Source organism: Nonomuraea sp. NPDC005730 (assembly GCF_040630865.1).
GTDB lineage: Bacteria > Actinomycetota > Actinomycetes > Streptosporangiales > Streptosporangiaceae > Nonomuraea.
Genome location: NZ_JBEXYK010000058.1, coordinates 12,833 through 28,022 on the forward strand (window position 1 = coordinate 12,833; position 15,190 = coordinate 28,022).

Below are 15,190 nucleotides of genomic sequence, written 5' to 3' on the forward strand. Positions count from 1 at the left end.
GGGGGGTTCAGCGTGGCGCGGCGGCGCGCAGGGCGGCCACCACGTCGGCCAGCTCCGGCGGCTCGACGCCGTACGGCATCTCCTCGGCCCAGGTGTGACCGCGATAGACGCCGAGCTCCTCCTCGGTGAGCGCGGCGGGGGTCACCCGCGGGCGCGCCTCGTCGAACGTGGCCAGGAAGAACGGCTCGGTCTTCACGTAGCGCACGCCCAGCCAGGAGAAGTCGCGTTCGACGTCCACCCAGTGCTCGCCGACGGCCGAGCCGGGCAGCCCGGTCTCCTCGGCCAGCTCGCGCCGCGCGGCCTCCAGCGCCGTCTCGCCCGGGTCGAGGCCGCCGCCCGGCGGTTCCCACACGTCCGTGCCGCTGACCGGGTCGTACCAGTGCATGAGCAGGACGCGCCCGTCGCGGTCGAGGCAGACGACACGGGCGGCGGGCCGTTGGCTACTGCCCATTTGGGCCCCCTTTTCCTTCTATGGCGCCCATCGGAAAGACGCTATTCACGCACCCGCCTGACGCTGGAGATCCTTCAGCCGGATCATCCCAGCACTCAGCGAGGAGTACGTCCATGCAACGATGGCGCATCCTGCCCGCTCTCGTGGCCGCGGCCGTGTCGGTCCCCGCGCCGGCGGCCCTGGCAGATCAGGCGGCCGATCCCGCACCCGCTCCCGCTCCTGAGGGCAAGGTGCTCAACGGCGCGACCGCCCTGGCCGCGCCCGTGCCCGTCCCCGACGTCCCGAACGGCATCAGCGCTGACAAGGTGCTGGTCATCGGCCTCGACGGCCTGCGCCACGACCGCATCGCCCCCGCCGACGCCTCCAACCTCGACGCCCTGATCAGCGGCGGCACGTTCGGCACCAGCCTGCTCTACACCAGCCCGATGGCTGCCACCTCCAGCGGCCCCGGCTGGTCCACGATCGCCACCGGCGTCTGGCCCGACCTGCACGGCGTCAAGGACAACACCTTCGCCGGCAAGCACTACGACCGCTACCCCGACTTCCTGACCAGGCTGGAGAACGCCGGCACCGGCTACTCCACCTACGCCGCCCTCGACTGGAAGCCGCTCGCCGACCAGGGCACGTTCGGCCCCCGGATCGACGCAAGGGTGGTCCTGGACGGCGACGCCGACGGCTACCCGGCCGAGGACGAGCGCCTCACCCAGGTCAGCGAGACCGTCCTGCGCACGAAGAACCCGGACGCCTCCTTCGTCTACCTGGGCGCGATCGACATCGCCGGGCACGACAGCGGCGCCGCCTCGGCCGCCTACCTGGCCGCCGTCCACGACGCCGACGCCCGGATCGGCCGGCTGCTGGCCGCGGTCAGGGCCAGGCCGACGTACGGGAGCGAGCGCTGGACGGTGATCGTGGCCACCGACCACGGGCACACCGACGCGGGCGGGCACGGCGGGTCCTCGATCGAGGAGCGCCGCACGTTCGTCCTGGCCTCCGGACCGGGCATCGCCGCCGGGGCGCGGCCGGCCGACACGCGCCTGGTGGACGTGACGGCCGCGGTCTTCACCGGGCTGCGGCTGGCCGTGCCGGGCGGGATCGACGGCCGGCGCGTCGACACCAGGACCGGCGACCCGTTCGAGGGCGTCGCGCTGTCCGGCAGGACCGACGAGACCGGCATCCCGGCCGGCGTGCTCGGCTACTCGCACACGCCGCCCGCGGGCTGGGCGGTGGACGCGTCCAGGATGCCGTCGGGGGGCGTTCAGGAGTGGCGCGGCTGGGCGTTCAGCACGGACGAGTTCTGGTCGCGGGCGGCCCGTGACCAGCAGCGGGAGCTGAACGTCCGGTCCAGGGGCGTCTTCGCGGTGGCCGACTCCGACGAATGGGACGACAAGTCGCACGGGGCCGGGACGTTCGACTCGACGCTCGTCTCGCCCGCCTACACCGTGACCGGCCGGGCGTCCGTCACGCTCGCCTACGCCACCCACTACCGCGTGGACGGCGCGCAGAAGGCGCAGGTGCTCGTGTCGTTCGACGGTGGCGCGGACACGCTGGTGAAGAACTACACGGCCGACGCGGTCGCCAGGAACGAGTCGCTGAAGGTGACCGTGCCGGCCGGGGCCAGGTCGATGAGGGTCAAGCTCCACTACTTCGACGCGACCAACAACTGGTACTGGGCGGTGGACGACCTGCGCGTCACCTGACCGCGCGGGCGGGGGCCCCGCCTTCGGGCGGGGTTCCCGGTCAGGGGTTGCGGGCGGCGATGGAGGCGTTGAGCGCGGTGGCGAAGGCCGTCCAGCCGACGTAGGGCAGCAGGGCCAGCCCGGCGCGGCGGTCGGCGCGCAGGAAGCGGCGCAGCAGCACGAGGTTGGCCGCGTCGAGCGCCACGATGTCGGCCAGCGCCAGGCGGGGGGAGCGGGCGCCGAAGAACAGCGGGGTCCAGGCGGCGTTGAGCGCCAGGTTGGCGCCCAGGGCGCGGGCCAGGCTCGCCCGGTCGTCGCCCGAGGTCAGTGCGCGCGCGCCGGCGTAGGCGATCAGGGCGTAGACCGGCGTCCAGACCAGGCCGAACGCCTGGTTGGGCGGCTGCCAGCGGGGCTTGCGCAGCCGGCGGTACCAGGCCGAGCCCGAGGAGGTGGCCAGGCTGCCGAGCGTGGCCGTGGCGGTGACCGCGGCCGTGGTGGCGAGGAGGTTGCGGGCGAACGGGCGCATCTGCATGGCCTGCCCCTACCCGCCAGGGCCGCCGCATGCCCTAGGCGCCCTCCGGCTCCTCGACGACGAGGGCGAGCAGGCCGGGGAAACGTTCGTCGAACTCCGCGCGGCGCAGCCGGTTGAGCCGGCGGGTGCCTTCGTCGCGCTGCTCCAGCAGGCCGACCTGGCGCAGCACCCCGAAGTGGTGGCTGAGCGTGGACTTGGCCACCGGCAGGTGGGCGAACGTGCCGCAGGCGCGGGCCCAGTCGGGCTCCCCGGCCAGCTCGCGGACGATGCGGCGGCGGACCGGGTCGACCGGCTGGCCGACGCCATCGTGGCCTGGGGCGACGAAGGGCAGGTCGCCGCGCGGCTGCGGGCCCACCTCGACGCCGGGGCCGACCACGTGGCCGTCCAGCCGCTGTCGCCGGGCGGCCCCGACCTCGACGACGCCCTGAGCCGGCTCCAGCGCCTGGCCCCGGCTCTCGGCCTCTGATCGGGGCGGGCGGGCCCGGCGGGTCGGTTTGACTTAGAGCGCACTTCAATTCGTAACGTCGGTCCCATGACAACGCCTCAGCACAGGATCGGTTCGGGTTTCGGCGCGAGAAGCACCGCGGACGAGGTGCTCAAGGGCATCGACCTCACCGGCAGGGTCGCGCTCGTCACCGGCGGCTACTCCGGCCTCGGCCTGCAGACCACGCGCGCGCTCAGCGGGGCCGGCGCCCATGTCGTCGTCCCGGCCCGGCGCCGCGGCCCGGCCGAGGAGGCCCTGGCCGGCATCGACGGCGTCGAGGTGGGCGAGCTCGACCTGGGCGACCTCGACAGCGTGCGCCGCTTCGCCGAGGAGTTCCTGGCCTCCGGCCGCGACCTGCACCTCGTGATCAACAACGCGGGCATCATGGCCTGTCCCGAGACGCGGGTCGGCCCTGGCTGGGAGGCCCAGTTCGCCACCAACCACCTCGGCCACTACGCGCTGGTCAACCGCCTGTGGCCGGCCGTCGAGCGCGGCGGCGGCCGGGTCGTGGCCGTCTCCTCCGGCGGCCACCGGCGCTCCGGCATGCGCTGGGACGACGTGATGTTCGAGCACGGCTACGACAAGTGGCAGGCGTACGGCCAGGCGAAGACGGCCAACGTGCTGTTCGCCGTGCACCTCGACGCCCTGGCCAAGGACGCGGGGGTGCGGGCGTTCGCGGTGCACCCCGGCGGCATCCTCACCCCGCTCCAGCGCCACCTGACCAAGCAGGAGATGGTCGAGGCGGGCTGGATCGACGAGCAGGGCAACTTGCTCAACCCCGGCTTCAAGTCCCCTGAGCAGGGCGCCGCGACCCAGGTGTGGGCGGCCACGTCGCCGCAGCTCGACGGCATGGGCGGCGTCTACTGCGAAGACTGCGACATCGCCGGGCGGGCCGACGGCTCCGGCGGCGGGGTGCATCCCTACGCCACCGACCCCGAGCAGGCCGCCCGCCTGTGGCGGTTGTCGGCCGAGCTGACCGGCGTCGACGCCTTCGCCGGGCGGGCGGCCTGACGGTCAGCGTTTCATGGCGCCGTCGGCGATGGCGTCCGCCGCCTCGCCGATGGCCATGCCCACGATCTCCAGGCGGCGCACCAGCTCGCGCTGCTTGAGCGCGTTCGAGGTGACCTCGCCGGAGAAGATCCGGGAGATCTCGTACTGGTACATGCGCCGGATCGCGCCGCCGGCCTTCTTGGCCTCCAGGGCGTCCTGCACCACCGCCGAGGGCCGGGCGGCCAGGCCGCGCACGGCGCTCTCCAGGGCGTCGATGCCCACGATGACCTGGTCGAGCAGCGGCGTGAAGCGGATCTGGTCGGGCACCCGGTACAGGTGCGACTCGCGCACGAAGTCCCGGAGCGAGTCCAGCACGTCGTCGATCGAGCGTGACAGGCGGAACAGGTCCTCGGGGTCGATGGGCGTGACCAGCGCGGTCTTGAGCTCCTCGACCAGGCGGGCGCGCTCCTCGTCGCCGAGGTGCTCGATCGCGCGCATCCGCTCGTGCGCGCCGGTCCTGCCGACCTCGCCGCCGATCATGGCCATCGCCAGCCAGGCGCCCTGCTTGGTGGCCTTGAGCTGGCCGAGCAGGGCGCCGGTGAGTGCGCCGTCCATCCGGCCGGTCATGAGGTCCCGGATCCGGCGCCATCGCTTCACCACGTCCCCCTCAGCCCCTTCAGGACGAACGCCGCCGTCGCGGCCAGCAGCGCGCTCAGCGGGAGCGTCAGCAGCCAGGCCACGACGATCTTGACGGCGGCGTACCAGCGGACCCGGCCGCCGCCCTGCGCGACCCCGGCGCCGACCAGCCCGCCGGCCACGGCCTGGGTCATGCTCACGGGCATACCCAGCCCGGCGCAGGCGAGCACGGCGGTGCCCGCGGCCAGTTCGGCGGCGACGCCGTGCTCGGGCCGGGAGACGATGATCTCGCGGCTCAGCGTACGGCCCGCCCTGGGCAGCCCGTAGAGCGCGCCGAGCCCGAACAGCACCGCCACCAGCGAGGTGCAGGCCAGGGGCGCGCCCTGGAAGCCGAGCGCGATCATGAAGACGGCCAGCATCTTCTGCCCGTCGTTGGCCGCGTAGGCGAGCGTCTGGAGCAGGAACCCGGCCCAGTGCCAGCGGGCCAGGCCGGGCGCGTCGGTCACCCGTACGAGCAGCCGGATGAGCAGCCACGACAGCAGCGCCCCCACGAACGGCGCGGCCAGCCCGAAGGTCAGCACGAGTGCCACCGAGCCGCCCGACACCGGCAGCCCCCACCCCAGCCCGGCCCCGGTGAGCCCGCCCACCACGGCCAGCGTGAGGCTGGTCGGCCGGCCCTTCGCGCTGAGCGTGAACACCACCGCCAGTGCGCAGAGTACGGCCACCGTCATCGCGGCCTGGCCGCCGGGGGCGTGGAAGCCCGCCAGCCGGTTCACGAACGTCAGCGCCACCTGGTGGGTGACCAGCGGGACCACCGTGACGAACAGCACCAGCGAGAGGATGCCGACGGCCGGCCTGATCACCGGCAGCTTGAGCCCGGTCGCCAGCAGCGCCCCGCCGTCGTTGATCCCGGACACGACGGCGAACAGCCCCGCGACCCCGATCAGTACGACGGTCTCCAACGGCACGTGCCCCATCCCAGTCGGCGCTGCTCAGCACGGACAAGCCCGATTCCCTTATGGCCCTCATAGGGGAAAGGCGGCTGTCCCATGCGGCGCCACCCCGGATAGCGTCCGTAATGCCCGATAACTACCCAAGATCGAGTGGATTGATGGACGAAGAACTCATTCTGTTGAATCCCGGGCCCGCATGTACGTCGAAGCGGGTCAAGGACGCCCTGCTTCGCGGCGACCTCTGCCACCGCGAGCCCGAGTTCACGGAGTTGCTGTTCAGGATCCGCGAGGCCCTGCCCCGGTGCCTGAACCTGGCCGGCACGCACGAGGCGCTGCTGGTCACCGGGTCGGGAACCGCGGCCATGGAGATGGCGGTCATCAGCTCCGTCCGCGCGGGACGTGGCGTGCTCGTCGTGAACAACGGCGTCTACGGCGACCGGATGATCAAGATCGCGAAGGCGCACGGCATCCCGTTCCACGAGGTCAGGAGCGACTGGACGGTCCCGGCCGACCCCGAGGCCGTCCGGGCGGCGCTGGCCGGGCGCGACGACGTGGACGCCGTGGTCTGCGTGCACCACGAGACCACGACCGGCCTGATCAACCCGATCAAGGAGATCGGCGAGGTGGTGGCCGAGCACGGCGCGCTGTTCGTGATCGACGCGATCAGCGGCACCGCGATCGAGGACCAGGACCTGGCCGAGGTCAGGGCGGACGTCGTCTGCGGCACCGCCAACAAGGGCCTGCACGGGCTGCCCGGCATGTCGTTCATCCTGTGCAGCGAGGCGGCGATCGAGCGGACCCAGGAGGCGCCCGCGCGCAGCCTCTACCTCAACGCCGCCGGCTACCTGGCCGGTCAGCGCAAGGGCGACGTGCCGTTCACCCCGGCCGTGCAGGTCTGCTACTCCCTCGACGAGGCGATCAAGGAGTACGAGGAGGCGGGCGGCTTCGCGGCGCGGACCCGGCTGTACCGCGAACGGGCGGCACTCGTCCGCGGCCAGTTCGCCCGTCTCGGCCTGAAAATCCTCGTTGATGAACAATTCAGGTCAAACACCGTAACAATGCTTCATCTCCCCGAAAACGTAACTTATGCGGCGCTTCACGATGAGCTCAAAAAGCGCGGTTACGTTATCTACGCCGGTCAGGGGCAACTTTCCGCGGATTTCTTCAGGATCTGCACGATGGGCGAGATCCCGTGGCACCGGCTGGAACAGCTCGAGGACGCGCTCCGAGAGTCGATCGAGGCAGCTAGGGGTTAACGACGACATGCAGCTCAACCTGCACCGGCTCTGGATCTTCATGACGGTCGTGGAGTGCGGCGGCTTCTCGGCCGCGGCGCAGAAGCTCTACCTCAGCCAGCCGTCCGTGTCACACCAGGTCAGGCAGCTTGAGCAGGCGCTGCGCGCCACGCTGATCGACCGCAGCGGCGCCCGCATCAGGCTCACCCCCGAGGGCGAGGTGATGCTGGAGTACGCCAAGCGGGTGTTCCTGCTGGCCGACGAGGCCGTGGCCGCCATCCGGCAGGTCTCCGGGCTGCAGACCGGCAAGCTGGTCGCGGGAGGCACCACCACCGTCGGCACGTACCTCCTGCCGCCGTTGCTGGCCGCCTTCCGCGACCGTCATCCGGGCATCGAGCTCGGCATCCAGGTCGGCAACGGCCAGCGGGTCGAGCGCGGCCTGGTGGACGGCGAGATCGGCGTCGCGGTGCTGGCCGGCGAGCCCGGCGCGGCACAGCTCGTCAGCGAGCCGATCCTGGAGGACCGGCTCGTCGTCATCACCCAGCCGGGCCACCGGCTGTCCAGCAAAGGCCGCGCCGAGCCCGCCGACCTGACGGGCGAGTTCTTCCTCATCCGCGAGCCCGGTTCCTCCACCCGCGAGCTGCAGGAGCAGGCGCTGGAGACGTGGGGGCTCGAAGAGGCCGGCCGCAGCGAGATCTGGGGCCCGGAGACGATCAAACAGGCGGTCGCCGCGGGGCTCGGCATCTCGCTGGTGTCCGAGCACTGCGTCGAGCAGGAGCTCGCCGACGGGCGGCTGGCGGCCCTGGAGGTGCTGCCCGCGCCCCGGCCCCGCCCCATCGTGCTGGCCCACCGCCGCGACCGGCTGCTGGGGCCCGCCGAGCAGGCGTTCATCGCCATGCTGCGCAACGTCCGCAGCTGGCCGGGGATCAATCGCTTGAGGAGCATCTCTTGACATCCCTGCCCTCCCGGGCACAGGTCGTGATCATCGGTGGCGGCATCGCGGGCTGCAGCGTGGCCTACCACCTGGCCGAGCTGGGCTGGACCGACGTCGTGCTGCTCGAACAGGGACAGCTCTCCTGCGGCACCACCTGGCACGCCGCCGGGCTCGTCGGCCAGCTCCGCAACACCGAGAGCATGACCAGGCTGATCAAGTACAGCACCGACCTGTACGCCCGCCTGGAGGCCGAGACCGGCTTCGGCACCGGCTGGAAGCAGTGCGGCAGCGTCAGCGTGGCCCGTACCCCCGAGCGCATGACCCAGCTGCGGCGCACCGCGGCCGCCGCCCGGAACTACGGCATCCAGGCCGAGGTGGTCAGCCCGCGCGAGGCCGGCGAGCTGTGGCCGGTCATGCGCACCGACGACCTGGTGGGCGGCGTCTGGCTGCCCGGCGACGGCAAGGCCAACCCGTCGGACCTCACGCAGGCGCTGGCCAGGGGTTCCCAGCGGCACGGCGTCCAGGTGATCGAGCGGATCCGCGTCACCGGCGTCACCGTGCGCGACGGCGCCGTGCGCGGCGTGCACACCTCCGAGGGCCACATCGAGACCGAGGTGCTGGTCAACTGCGCCGGACAGTGGGCCAAGGAGGTCGGCAGGATGGCCGGCGCGACCGTCCCGCTGCACTCGGCCGAGCACTACTACGTGGTGACCGAACGCATCCCCGGCGTGCGCCCCGACCTGCCCGTGCTGCGCGACCCCGACGGGTACGCCTACCTCAAGGAGGAGGTCGGCGGCCTGGTCGTGGGCGGCTTCGAGCCGGACGCCAAGCCCTGGGGCATGGACGGCATCCCCCACCCCTTCGAGTTCCAGCTCCTGGAGGAGGACTGGGACCAGTTCGCGATCATCATGGAGAACGCGATCCAGCGCGTCCCGGCGTTGGAGAGCGCCGGGGTCAGGATGTTCTACAACGGGCCGGAGAGCTTCACGCCCGACAACATGTTCCTGCTGGGCGAGACCCCCGAGGTGCGCGGCCTGTTCGTCGGCGCCGGGTTCAACTCGGCCGGCATCGCCTCGGCGGGCGGCGCCGGCCGCGCGCTGGCCGAGTGGATCGTGCACGGCGAGCCGACCGGCGACCTGTGGCCCGCCGACATCCGGCGCTTCGCCCGCTGGGCCGGCAACGACACCTGGCTGCGCGACCGGGTCACCGAGACGCTGGGGCTGCACTACGCGATGTCCTGGCCGGACCGGGAGTTGCAGACCGCCCGGCCGCTGCGCCGCTCGCCGGTGCACCACCTGCTGGCCGAGGCGGGGGCGTGCTTCGGGGCGAAGATGGGCTGGGAGCGGGTCAACTACTTCGGGCCCGCCACGCCGTCCACGTTCGGGCGGCCGGAGTGGCAGCCGTACGTGGACGCCGAGGTGGCGGCGTGCCGGAACGCGGCGGCGCTGTTCGACCAGACCGCCTTCTCCAAGTTCGTCCTCAAGGGCCCCGAGGCCATGGAGGCGTTGCAGTGGTTGTGCACCGCCGACGTGGACGTCGAGCCCGGCCGGGTCGTCTACACCGGCCTGCTCAACGACCGGGGCGGCTACGAGTCGGACCTGACGGTGACGCGCGTGGCCCGCGACGAGTACCTGATCGTGACCGGCTCGGCCCAGACCACCAGGGACTTCGACCACATCTCCAAGGGCCTCGGCGACCGGCGGGCGGTCCTGGTGGACGTCACCGGCGCGTACGCCGTCTTCGGCGTGATGGGCCCCTCGTCCAGGACGATCCTGCAGTCGCTGTCGAAGTCCGACTTCTCCGCCTTCGACTTCGGCACGTCCCGCCTGGTCGACCTCGGTCACGCCACCGTACGCGCCACCCGCGTCACGTACGTGGGCGAGCTGGGCTGGGAGTTGTACGTGCCCGCCGAGTTCGCCGTCACCGTGCACGGGACGCTCATGGACGCCGGTGGGCTGACCCAGGCCGGTCACTACGCCATCGAGGCCATGCGCATCGAGAAGGGCTACCGCGCCTGGGGTCGCGAACTGGGCCCCGAGGTCACCCCCGCCGCCGCCGGACTGCGTTTCACCTGCAAGAAGAGCGGCGGCTACCGGGGAGCGCGGCACGCCCTAAAGACGCCGTCGCGCAGGGTAGTCTCGATCGTGCTGGACGACCCCGCCGCACACCTGTGGGGCGGTGAGTCCCTGCTGTCCGACGGCGTCCCGGTGGGCTACGTCACCTCGGCGGCCCACAGCCCCACGCTCGGCAGGTCCGTGGCGCTGGGCTTCGTCACCGAGGTCTCGCGGGAAGGCGGCGTCACGCTGGAGAAGGTGGCGGTCGACGTGGCCGGTGACCTGTACTCTGCCCAGATCAGCCTCAAGGCGCCCTACGATCCCACGTCCGCGAGAGTGAAGGCATGAGCAGCCACGCCGAGTACATCCTGACCCTGTCCTGCCCCGACCGCCCCGGCGTGGTGGCCGCCGTCTCCGGCCTGCTGGCGGCGCACGGGTGCAACATCATCGAGAGCCAGCAGTTCGGCGACCGGGTCGCCCAGCGGTTCTTCATGCGCGTGCAGTTCTCCGGCCCGCTCGGCGAGGACGAGCTGGGCGCCGCCTTCGCCGCCCTGGCCCCCGACTTCGCCATGGAGTTCAGGCTGCGCGACGTGGCCAGGAAGCCGCGCGTGCTGATCATGGTCAGCCGGTTCGACCACTGCCTCAACGACCTGCTCTACCGGGTCAGGTCGAAGACGCTCGGCATCGAGGTCGTCGCGGTCGCCTCCAACCACCCCGACCTGCGCCCGCTCACCCAGTCGTACGGCATCGACTACCACCACCTGCCGATCACGCCCGAGACCAAGCCGAGGCAGGAGGCCGAGGTGCTGGCGCTGGTCGAGCACTACCAGGTCGACCTGGTGGTGCTGGCCCGCTACATGCAGGTGCTGTCGGAGGACCTGTGCGAGAAGCTGGCCGGGCGGGCGATCAACATCCACCACTCGTTCCTGCCGTCGTTCAAGGGCGCCAAGCCCTACCACCAGGCCCACAACCGGGGCGTCAAGCTCATCGGCGCGACGGCCCACTACGTGACCTCCGACCTCGACGAGGGGCCGATCATCGAGCAGGAGGTCGCCCGGGTCAACCACAGCCACTCGACGGACGACCTCGTGCGCATCGGGCGCGACGTGGAGTGCGTGGCGCTGGCCCGCGCCGTCCAGTGGCACGCCGAGCAGCGCGTCCTGCTCGACGGCCACAAGACCGTCGTCTTCCCCCGCTGACCTCTCTCCGAGGGGTTACGGGCGGTAGGTCCCGAAGAACCAGGAGTTGCCTTCGGGGTCCTTGCAGCCGTACTCGCGCGAGCCGTACGGCTGGTCGGTGAGCTCCATGGTGATCACGGCCCCCGCGGCCCTGGCGTGGTCGTGATGGGCGTCGACGTCGTCGACCGCGATGTAGATCCCTGGCCCGCCCGGTTTCCCCCGGCCGATCATGATCAGGTCGTCCTCGACGAACAGCTCGGCGTGCTCGACGACTCCGGAGGCGTCCTTCGACGACTCGTGCACCCGGAACCCGAACGCGCCGGTCAGGAAGTCGAGCGCCGCCTGCGGGTGCTCGTAGCGGGCCAGTGCGTAGACAGTGCGTTTCATGGCTCCAGCATGCGCTGTGGCCCACCCGCGGGTCTTGGACGAATCTGACCGGGCGTGGTGCCGCCGAGCGCCCGGAACTCGCGGTTGAGGTGAGCCTGGTCGTAGAAGCCGCACTCGGCCGCGACCGCGGAGATCGGGTTGCCGGAGCGCAGCAGCCGCGCCGCCCGGCCGAACCTGATCACCCGGGCCGCCGTCTTGGGGGCCAGCCCGACCTGGTCGTGGAAGCGGGCCACCAGATGCCGGTGGCTCCAGCCCAGCGACGCGGCCAGCGACGACACGCCGAGCCGCCCGCCCGACTCCAGCAGCCGCGCCCACGCCCACGGCAGCTCGGGGCCCACCTGCGGCCCGGCCAGGATGCGCTCGGTCAGCAGCCGGTCGGTCATGGCCAGCCGCTCCCGCCACGACGGCGTCGCGGCCAGCCGGTCGAGCAGCTCCCCGGCCCACGGCCCGAGCACGGCCTCCACCGGAACCACCCGGCTCCTCAGGTGGCGCATCGGCAGCCCGTACAGCCGCCGCGCCCCGAACGGGGTGAGCACCACCTCCACGCCCTCGCAGGGCCCCTTGACGCGGGTGACCGCGAACCGGTCGGCGAGCCCGCCCGCGAACGCCCCGACCCGCTCCCCGTACGCCTCCATCGGCGCGCCGACGCCCAGGATGAGCACCGCCCCGGGAAGGGCGGCCTCGGCGCGCGTGACGGGCGCGGGATAGTGCTCGCTGTAGGCGCACAACCTGAGGACGTACGGCCGCAGCGCAGCGCTGGGGACGGCCTCGACGATGGCCGGCCCCAGGCTGCTCATGTCCCCGACACTACAGACCGGTGTGCTCGGCGAGGAAGGTCAGCGTGTCGGCCGACAGGTCGACCGTCCGGCTCACCGAGCGGGCGCCGTGGCCCACCTCGGCCTCGTTGCGCAGCAGCACCGGCCGCCCGGCCGCCGAGGCGTGCTGCAGCGCCGCGCACATCTTCCAGGCGTGCAGCGGGTGCACCCGCGTGTCGGACTGGAAGACGGTGAACAACGTCGCCGGGTAGGCCACCGACTCCTCGACCCGGTGGTAGGGCGAATAGCCCCACAACCAGCCGAACTGCTCGGGGTCGTCGGCGCTGCCGTACTCGACGTTCCAGGTCGCGCCGAGGCCGAACTTCTCGTACCTGATCATGTCGAGCAGCGGCGCCGAGCAGACCACGGCCGCGTACAGGTCGGGGCGCTGGGTCAGCGCGGCGCCGACCAGCAGGCCGCCGTTGGAGCCGCCGGAGATGCCGAGCTGCTCGCGGGTGGTGACGCCGGTCTCGATGAGGTGCTCGGCGGCGGCGTGGAAGTCGTCGAACACGTTCTGCTTGTTGGCCAGCATGCCCGCGCGGTGCCAGTCCTCGCCCTCCTCGCCGCCGCCGCGCAGGTTGGCGATGGCGTAGACGCCGCCCGCCTCGACCCAGGCCAGGATCGAGGCCGAGTAGCCGGGGGTCATGGACAGGCCGAAGCCGCCGTAGCCGTACAGGATCGTGGGCCGGGGGCCGGGCCGCTCGTCGGCGGGGGAGATGATCAGCATCCGGACGTCGGTGCCGTCCTTGGACCGGTACACTACCTGCGACGTGCGCACCGGCGGCACCTCGACCGCGCCCGGCGAGGCGGCCCACAGCGTGGTCTCGCCCGTGCGGGCGTCGTAGCGCTGGATCGTCGGCGGCGTGGTGTTGTCGGTGTAGCCGAACCACGCCTCGAAGCCGCCCTCGGGACGCTCGGAGATGCCGCCGATCGTGCCCAGCCCCGGCGTCGGCACCGAGCCGACGCGCTCGCCGGTCGCCAGGTCGTGGACGGTGATCTCGCTGATCGCGTGGCGGGTCCAGCCCACCAGCATGACCGGGCGCTCCAGGTCGTCGAGGATCGCGAAGTCGGACAGCACCGCCTCGGGGTCCTCGGGGATCAGGTCGCGCCAGGTCTCGTAGCCGGGCTCGGCCGGGTCGGTCACGCACACCCGGCCGCGGGAGGCGTCCCTGTCGGTGTGGACGTAGAGCCGGCCGTCGCGGCCGAACACCAGGGCGGTCTGCGCGTCGACGCCCTCCTGCACGACCTTCAGGTCGGGGGAGTCGGCGGGCGAGGCGGTCAGGTCGGCCAGCCACAGGTCGTTGCGCGGCGCGGTGCCCTCGTGCGCCGAGACCTGGAGCCAGTGGCCGTCGCGCGAGACGGAGACGCCGTAGTAGTTGGTCATCTTCAGCCCCTGGCCGAAGATCATCACGTCGTCCTCGGTCGAGGTGCCGACGCGGTGGAGGTAGACGCGGCGGTGGAACTGCGCCTCGTTCTCCGGCACCTCCGTGCGCGGCAGCCTGCGCACGTAGTAGAACGCCTCGCCGCCGGGCAGCCAGGCGATGGGGGAGTAGCGGCAGCGGTCGATCGGGCCCTCGACGCGCATCCCGGTCGCGACGTCCATGACGTAGAGGATCGACTCCTCGTCGCCGCCCACCGAGATCTGGTACGCCAGCAGCCGCCCTTCCTTGTCGGGCTGCACGGCGTCGAGCGTGGTGAGACCGGACGGGTCGATCTCCATCGGGTCGATCAGCGGCCGCTCGGTGCCGTCGGCCTCGACCACGTAGTAGACCGCGTGCTCCTGGTCGGGCGTGCGGCGGGAGAAGAACCGGCGCTCCCCGCGCCAGGCCGGAACCCCCACCGAGCCGGACCGCAGCAGCTCGGCGATGCGGTCCTTGAACCGCTGCTCGCCACGACTGGCGTTGAACAGCTCGGCCTGCGCGAGCAGCCACTCCTTGGTGTCCGGGCCGTCAGGGTCCTCCAGCCACCGATAGGGGTCGGGGACGGGCGTTTCGTGCAGGATGTCGACGACGTCTTCGCGGCGTGCCGTCGGATAAGGCTCTCGCGTCATGCCAGGAACCCTACTGCCAAGGTGGGGGCGTAAAGCGCTGGTGAAGCGGGCATAAAACGTAACGTGTGTCCCTCTGGTCATTCCGGCTTGAAGATTATGGGGTGGCGGGGACGCTACGGCTAACGCCAGACTTGGTGACAGGACGGTGCCGTGGTGACCATCCGCTGGACCGTCCGGCGGAGGTCCATGTGACGGAAGCACCAGTGCCCCAGGAGGGGCCGACAGGCGGGACATGCCACGGCATGTCCCCTTTGATACGCGCGCGGCAGGGAGAGGCCCGATGACGCGCCAGGTCCTGCTGCTCAACGCCACCTACGAGCCGCTCACCACGCTCTCGCTCCACCGGGCCATCGTGCTGGTGCTGCGGGAGAAGGCCGACGTCGTGCACCGCGACGGGCGGGGCGCCCAGCTCCGCTCGGCGAGTTGCACCCTCGACGTGCCTTCGGTGATCAGGCTCCGCAGATACGTCCGCATCCCCTACCGGTCCCGAATCCCGCTGACCAGGGCCGCCCTCATGCGGCGCGACGACTACCGCTGCGCCTACTGCGGGCAGCGGGCCGAGACCATCGACCACGTCATCCCGAGATCGCGCGGCGGCACCCACACGTGGGAGAACTGCGTCGCCTCGTGCACGACCTGCAACCACAGGAAGGCCGACAAATACCTGGAGGAGCTGGGATGGACGCTGCGCGTCCTCCCGGCGGTGCCGAGGGGCGCCCACTGGCGGCTCATCGGCGCCTCGCTCGTCGGCGATCCTCAATGGGCGCCCTACCTGGAGGCGGCGGCCTAGGAATCCCTTTTGAAGCCGGAGGCCA

The 15,190-nt window shown here is 71.9% G+C and carries 15 protein-coding genes; 7 read left to right on the forward strand and 8 right to left on the reverse strand.

All coding sequences use genetic code 11. The features are described 5' to 3' along the window. Positions 1 to 7 precede the first annotated feature (7 nt). Complete coding sequence (locus ABZ444_RS40465; RefSeq protein ID WP_358009062.1) at positions 8 to 451, reverse strand: NUDIX domain-containing protein; 444 nt, start codon at positions 449 to 451, stop codon at positions 8 to 10. Positions 452 to 564: 113 nt separating this feature from the next. On the opposite strand from ABZ444_RS40465, the gene ABZ444_RS40470 reads away from it, so the two are divergent. Then, positions 565 to 2,148 carry an alkaline phosphatase family protein gene (locus ABZ444_RS40470; protein ID WP_358009064.1) on the forward strand — a complete coding sequence of 528 codons (1,584 nt, stop codon included), beginning with the start codon at positions 565 to 567 and terminating at the stop codon, positions 2,146 to 2,148. Positions 2,149 to 2,188: 40 nt separating this feature from the next. Here the strand turns inward: ABZ444_RS40470 and ABZ444_RS40475 are convergent, their stop codons facing one another. Then, positions 2,189 to 2,659 carry a TspO/MBR family protein gene (locus ABZ444_RS40475; RefSeq protein ID WP_358009066.1) on the reverse strand — a complete coding sequence of 157 codons (471 nt, stop codon included), beginning with the start codon at positions 2,657 to 2,659 and terminating at the stop codon, positions 2,189 to 2,191. Between the two features lie 34 nt (positions 2,660 to 2,693). Then, positions 2,694 to 3,035: a helix-turn-helix domain-containing protein gene (locus tag ABZ444_RS40480; RefSeq protein WP_358009068.1), complete on the reverse strand. Its 342-nt coding sequence runs from the start codon at positions 3,033 to 3,035 to the stop codon at positions 2,694 to 2,696. A gap of 156 nt (positions 3,036 to 3,191) precedes the next feature. Here ABZ444_RS40480 and ABZ444_RS40485 point away from each other — a divergent pair, with 156 nt between their 5' ends. Next, positions 3,192 to 4,154: an SDR family NAD(P)-dependent oxidoreductase gene (locus ABZ444_RS40485; RefSeq protein ID WP_358009070.1), complete on the forward strand. Its 963-nt coding sequence runs from the start codon at positions 3,192 to 3,194 to the stop codon at positions 4,152 to 4,154. A 3-nt stretch (positions 4,155 to 4,157) separates the two neighbouring features. Here the strand turns inward: ABZ444_RS40485 and ABZ444_RS40490 are convergent, their stop codons facing one another. Both ABZ444_RS40490 and ABZ444_RS40495 read right to left on the reverse strand, forming a co-directional pair. Then, positions 4,158 to 4,790, reverse strand: a complete 633-nt coding sequence (locus tag ABZ444_RS40490; RefSeq protein WP_357980558.1) for a DUF47 family protein — start codon at positions 4,788 to 4,790, stop codon at positions 4,158 to 4,160. After that, complete coding sequence (locus tag ABZ444_RS40495; RefSeq protein WP_358009072.1) at positions 4,787 to 5,737, reverse strand: inorganic phosphate transporter; 951 nt, start codon at positions 5,735 to 5,737, stop codon at positions 4,787 to 4,789. The genes ABZ444_RS40490 and ABZ444_RS40495 overlap by 4 nt, the downstream gene beginning before the upstream one ends. A 143-nt stretch (positions 5,738 to 5,880) precedes the next feature. On the opposite strand from ABZ444_RS40495, the gene ABZ444_RS40500 reads away from it, so the two are divergent. Genes ABZ444_RS40500 through purU form a run of 4 tightly spaced genes read left to right on the forward strand, consistent with a single transcriptional unit; the run spans position 5,881 to position 11,144 of the window. Then, complete coding sequence (locus ABZ444_RS40500; RefSeq protein WP_358009074.1) at positions 5,881 to 6,978, forward strand: aminotransferase class V-fold PLP-dependent enzyme; 1,098 nt, start codon at positions 5,881 to 5,883, stop codon at positions 6,976 to 6,978. 7 nt (positions 6,979 to 6,985) lie between these two features. Then, positions 6,986 to 7,909, forward strand: a complete 924-nt coding sequence (locus ABZ444_RS40505) for a LysR family transcriptional regulator (protein ID WP_358009076.1) — start codon at positions 6,986 to 6,988, stop codon at positions 7,907 to 7,909. Next, positions 7,906 to 10,293 carry an FAD-dependent oxidoreductase gene (locus ABZ444_RS40510; RefSeq protein WP_358009078.1) on the forward strand — a complete coding sequence of 796 codons (2,388 nt, stop codon included), beginning with the start codon at positions 7,906 to 7,908 and terminating at the stop codon, positions 10,291 to 10,293. Before ABZ444_RS40505 ends, ABZ444_RS40510 begins: the two co-directional genes overlap by 4 nt. Then, positions 10,290 to 11,144, forward strand: a complete 855-nt coding sequence (purU, locus tag ABZ444_RS40515; RefSeq protein ID WP_358009080.1) for a formyltetrahydrofolate deformylase — start codon at positions 10,290 to 10,292, stop codon at positions 11,142 to 11,144. The genes ABZ444_RS40510 and purU overlap by 4 nt, the downstream gene beginning before the upstream one ends. Before the next feature lie 15 nt (positions 11,145 to 11,159). Here the strand turns inward: purU and ABZ444_RS40520 are convergent, their stop codons facing one another. Genes ABZ444_RS40520 through ABZ444_RS40530 form a run of 3 tightly spaced genes read right to left on the reverse strand, consistent with a single transcriptional unit; the run spans position 11,160 to position 14,375 of the window. Further along, positions 11,160 to 11,510, reverse strand: a complete 351-nt coding sequence (locus ABZ444_RS40520) for a VOC family protein (protein WP_358009082.1) — start codon at positions 11,508 to 11,510, stop codon at positions 11,160 to 11,162. After that, positions 11,507 to 12,307: an AraC family transcriptional regulator gene (locus ABZ444_RS40525; RefSeq protein WP_358009084.1), complete on the reverse strand. Its 801-nt coding sequence runs from the start codon at positions 12,305 to 12,307 to the stop codon at positions 11,507 to 11,509. The genes ABZ444_RS40520 and ABZ444_RS40525 overlap by 4 nt, the downstream gene beginning before the upstream one ends. A gap of 10 nt (positions 12,308 to 12,317) precedes the next feature. Further along, on the reverse strand, positions 12,318 to 14,375 hold the full coding sequence (locus ABZ444_RS40530) for a prolyl oligopeptidase family serine peptidase (RefSeq protein ID WP_358009086.1): 2,058 nt from the start codon (positions 14,373 to 14,375) through the stop codon (positions 12,318 to 12,320). Positions 14,376 to 14,655: 280 nt separating this feature from the next. Between ABZ444_RS40530 and ABZ444_RS40535 the strand changes: the two genes are divergently transcribed. After that, entirely contained in the window at positions 14,656 to 15,165 is a 510-nt protein-coding gene (locus ABZ444_RS40535) for an HNH endonuclease (RefSeq protein ID WP_352322827.1), read from the forward strand. Positions 15,166 to 15,190: the final 25 nt, after the last annotated feature.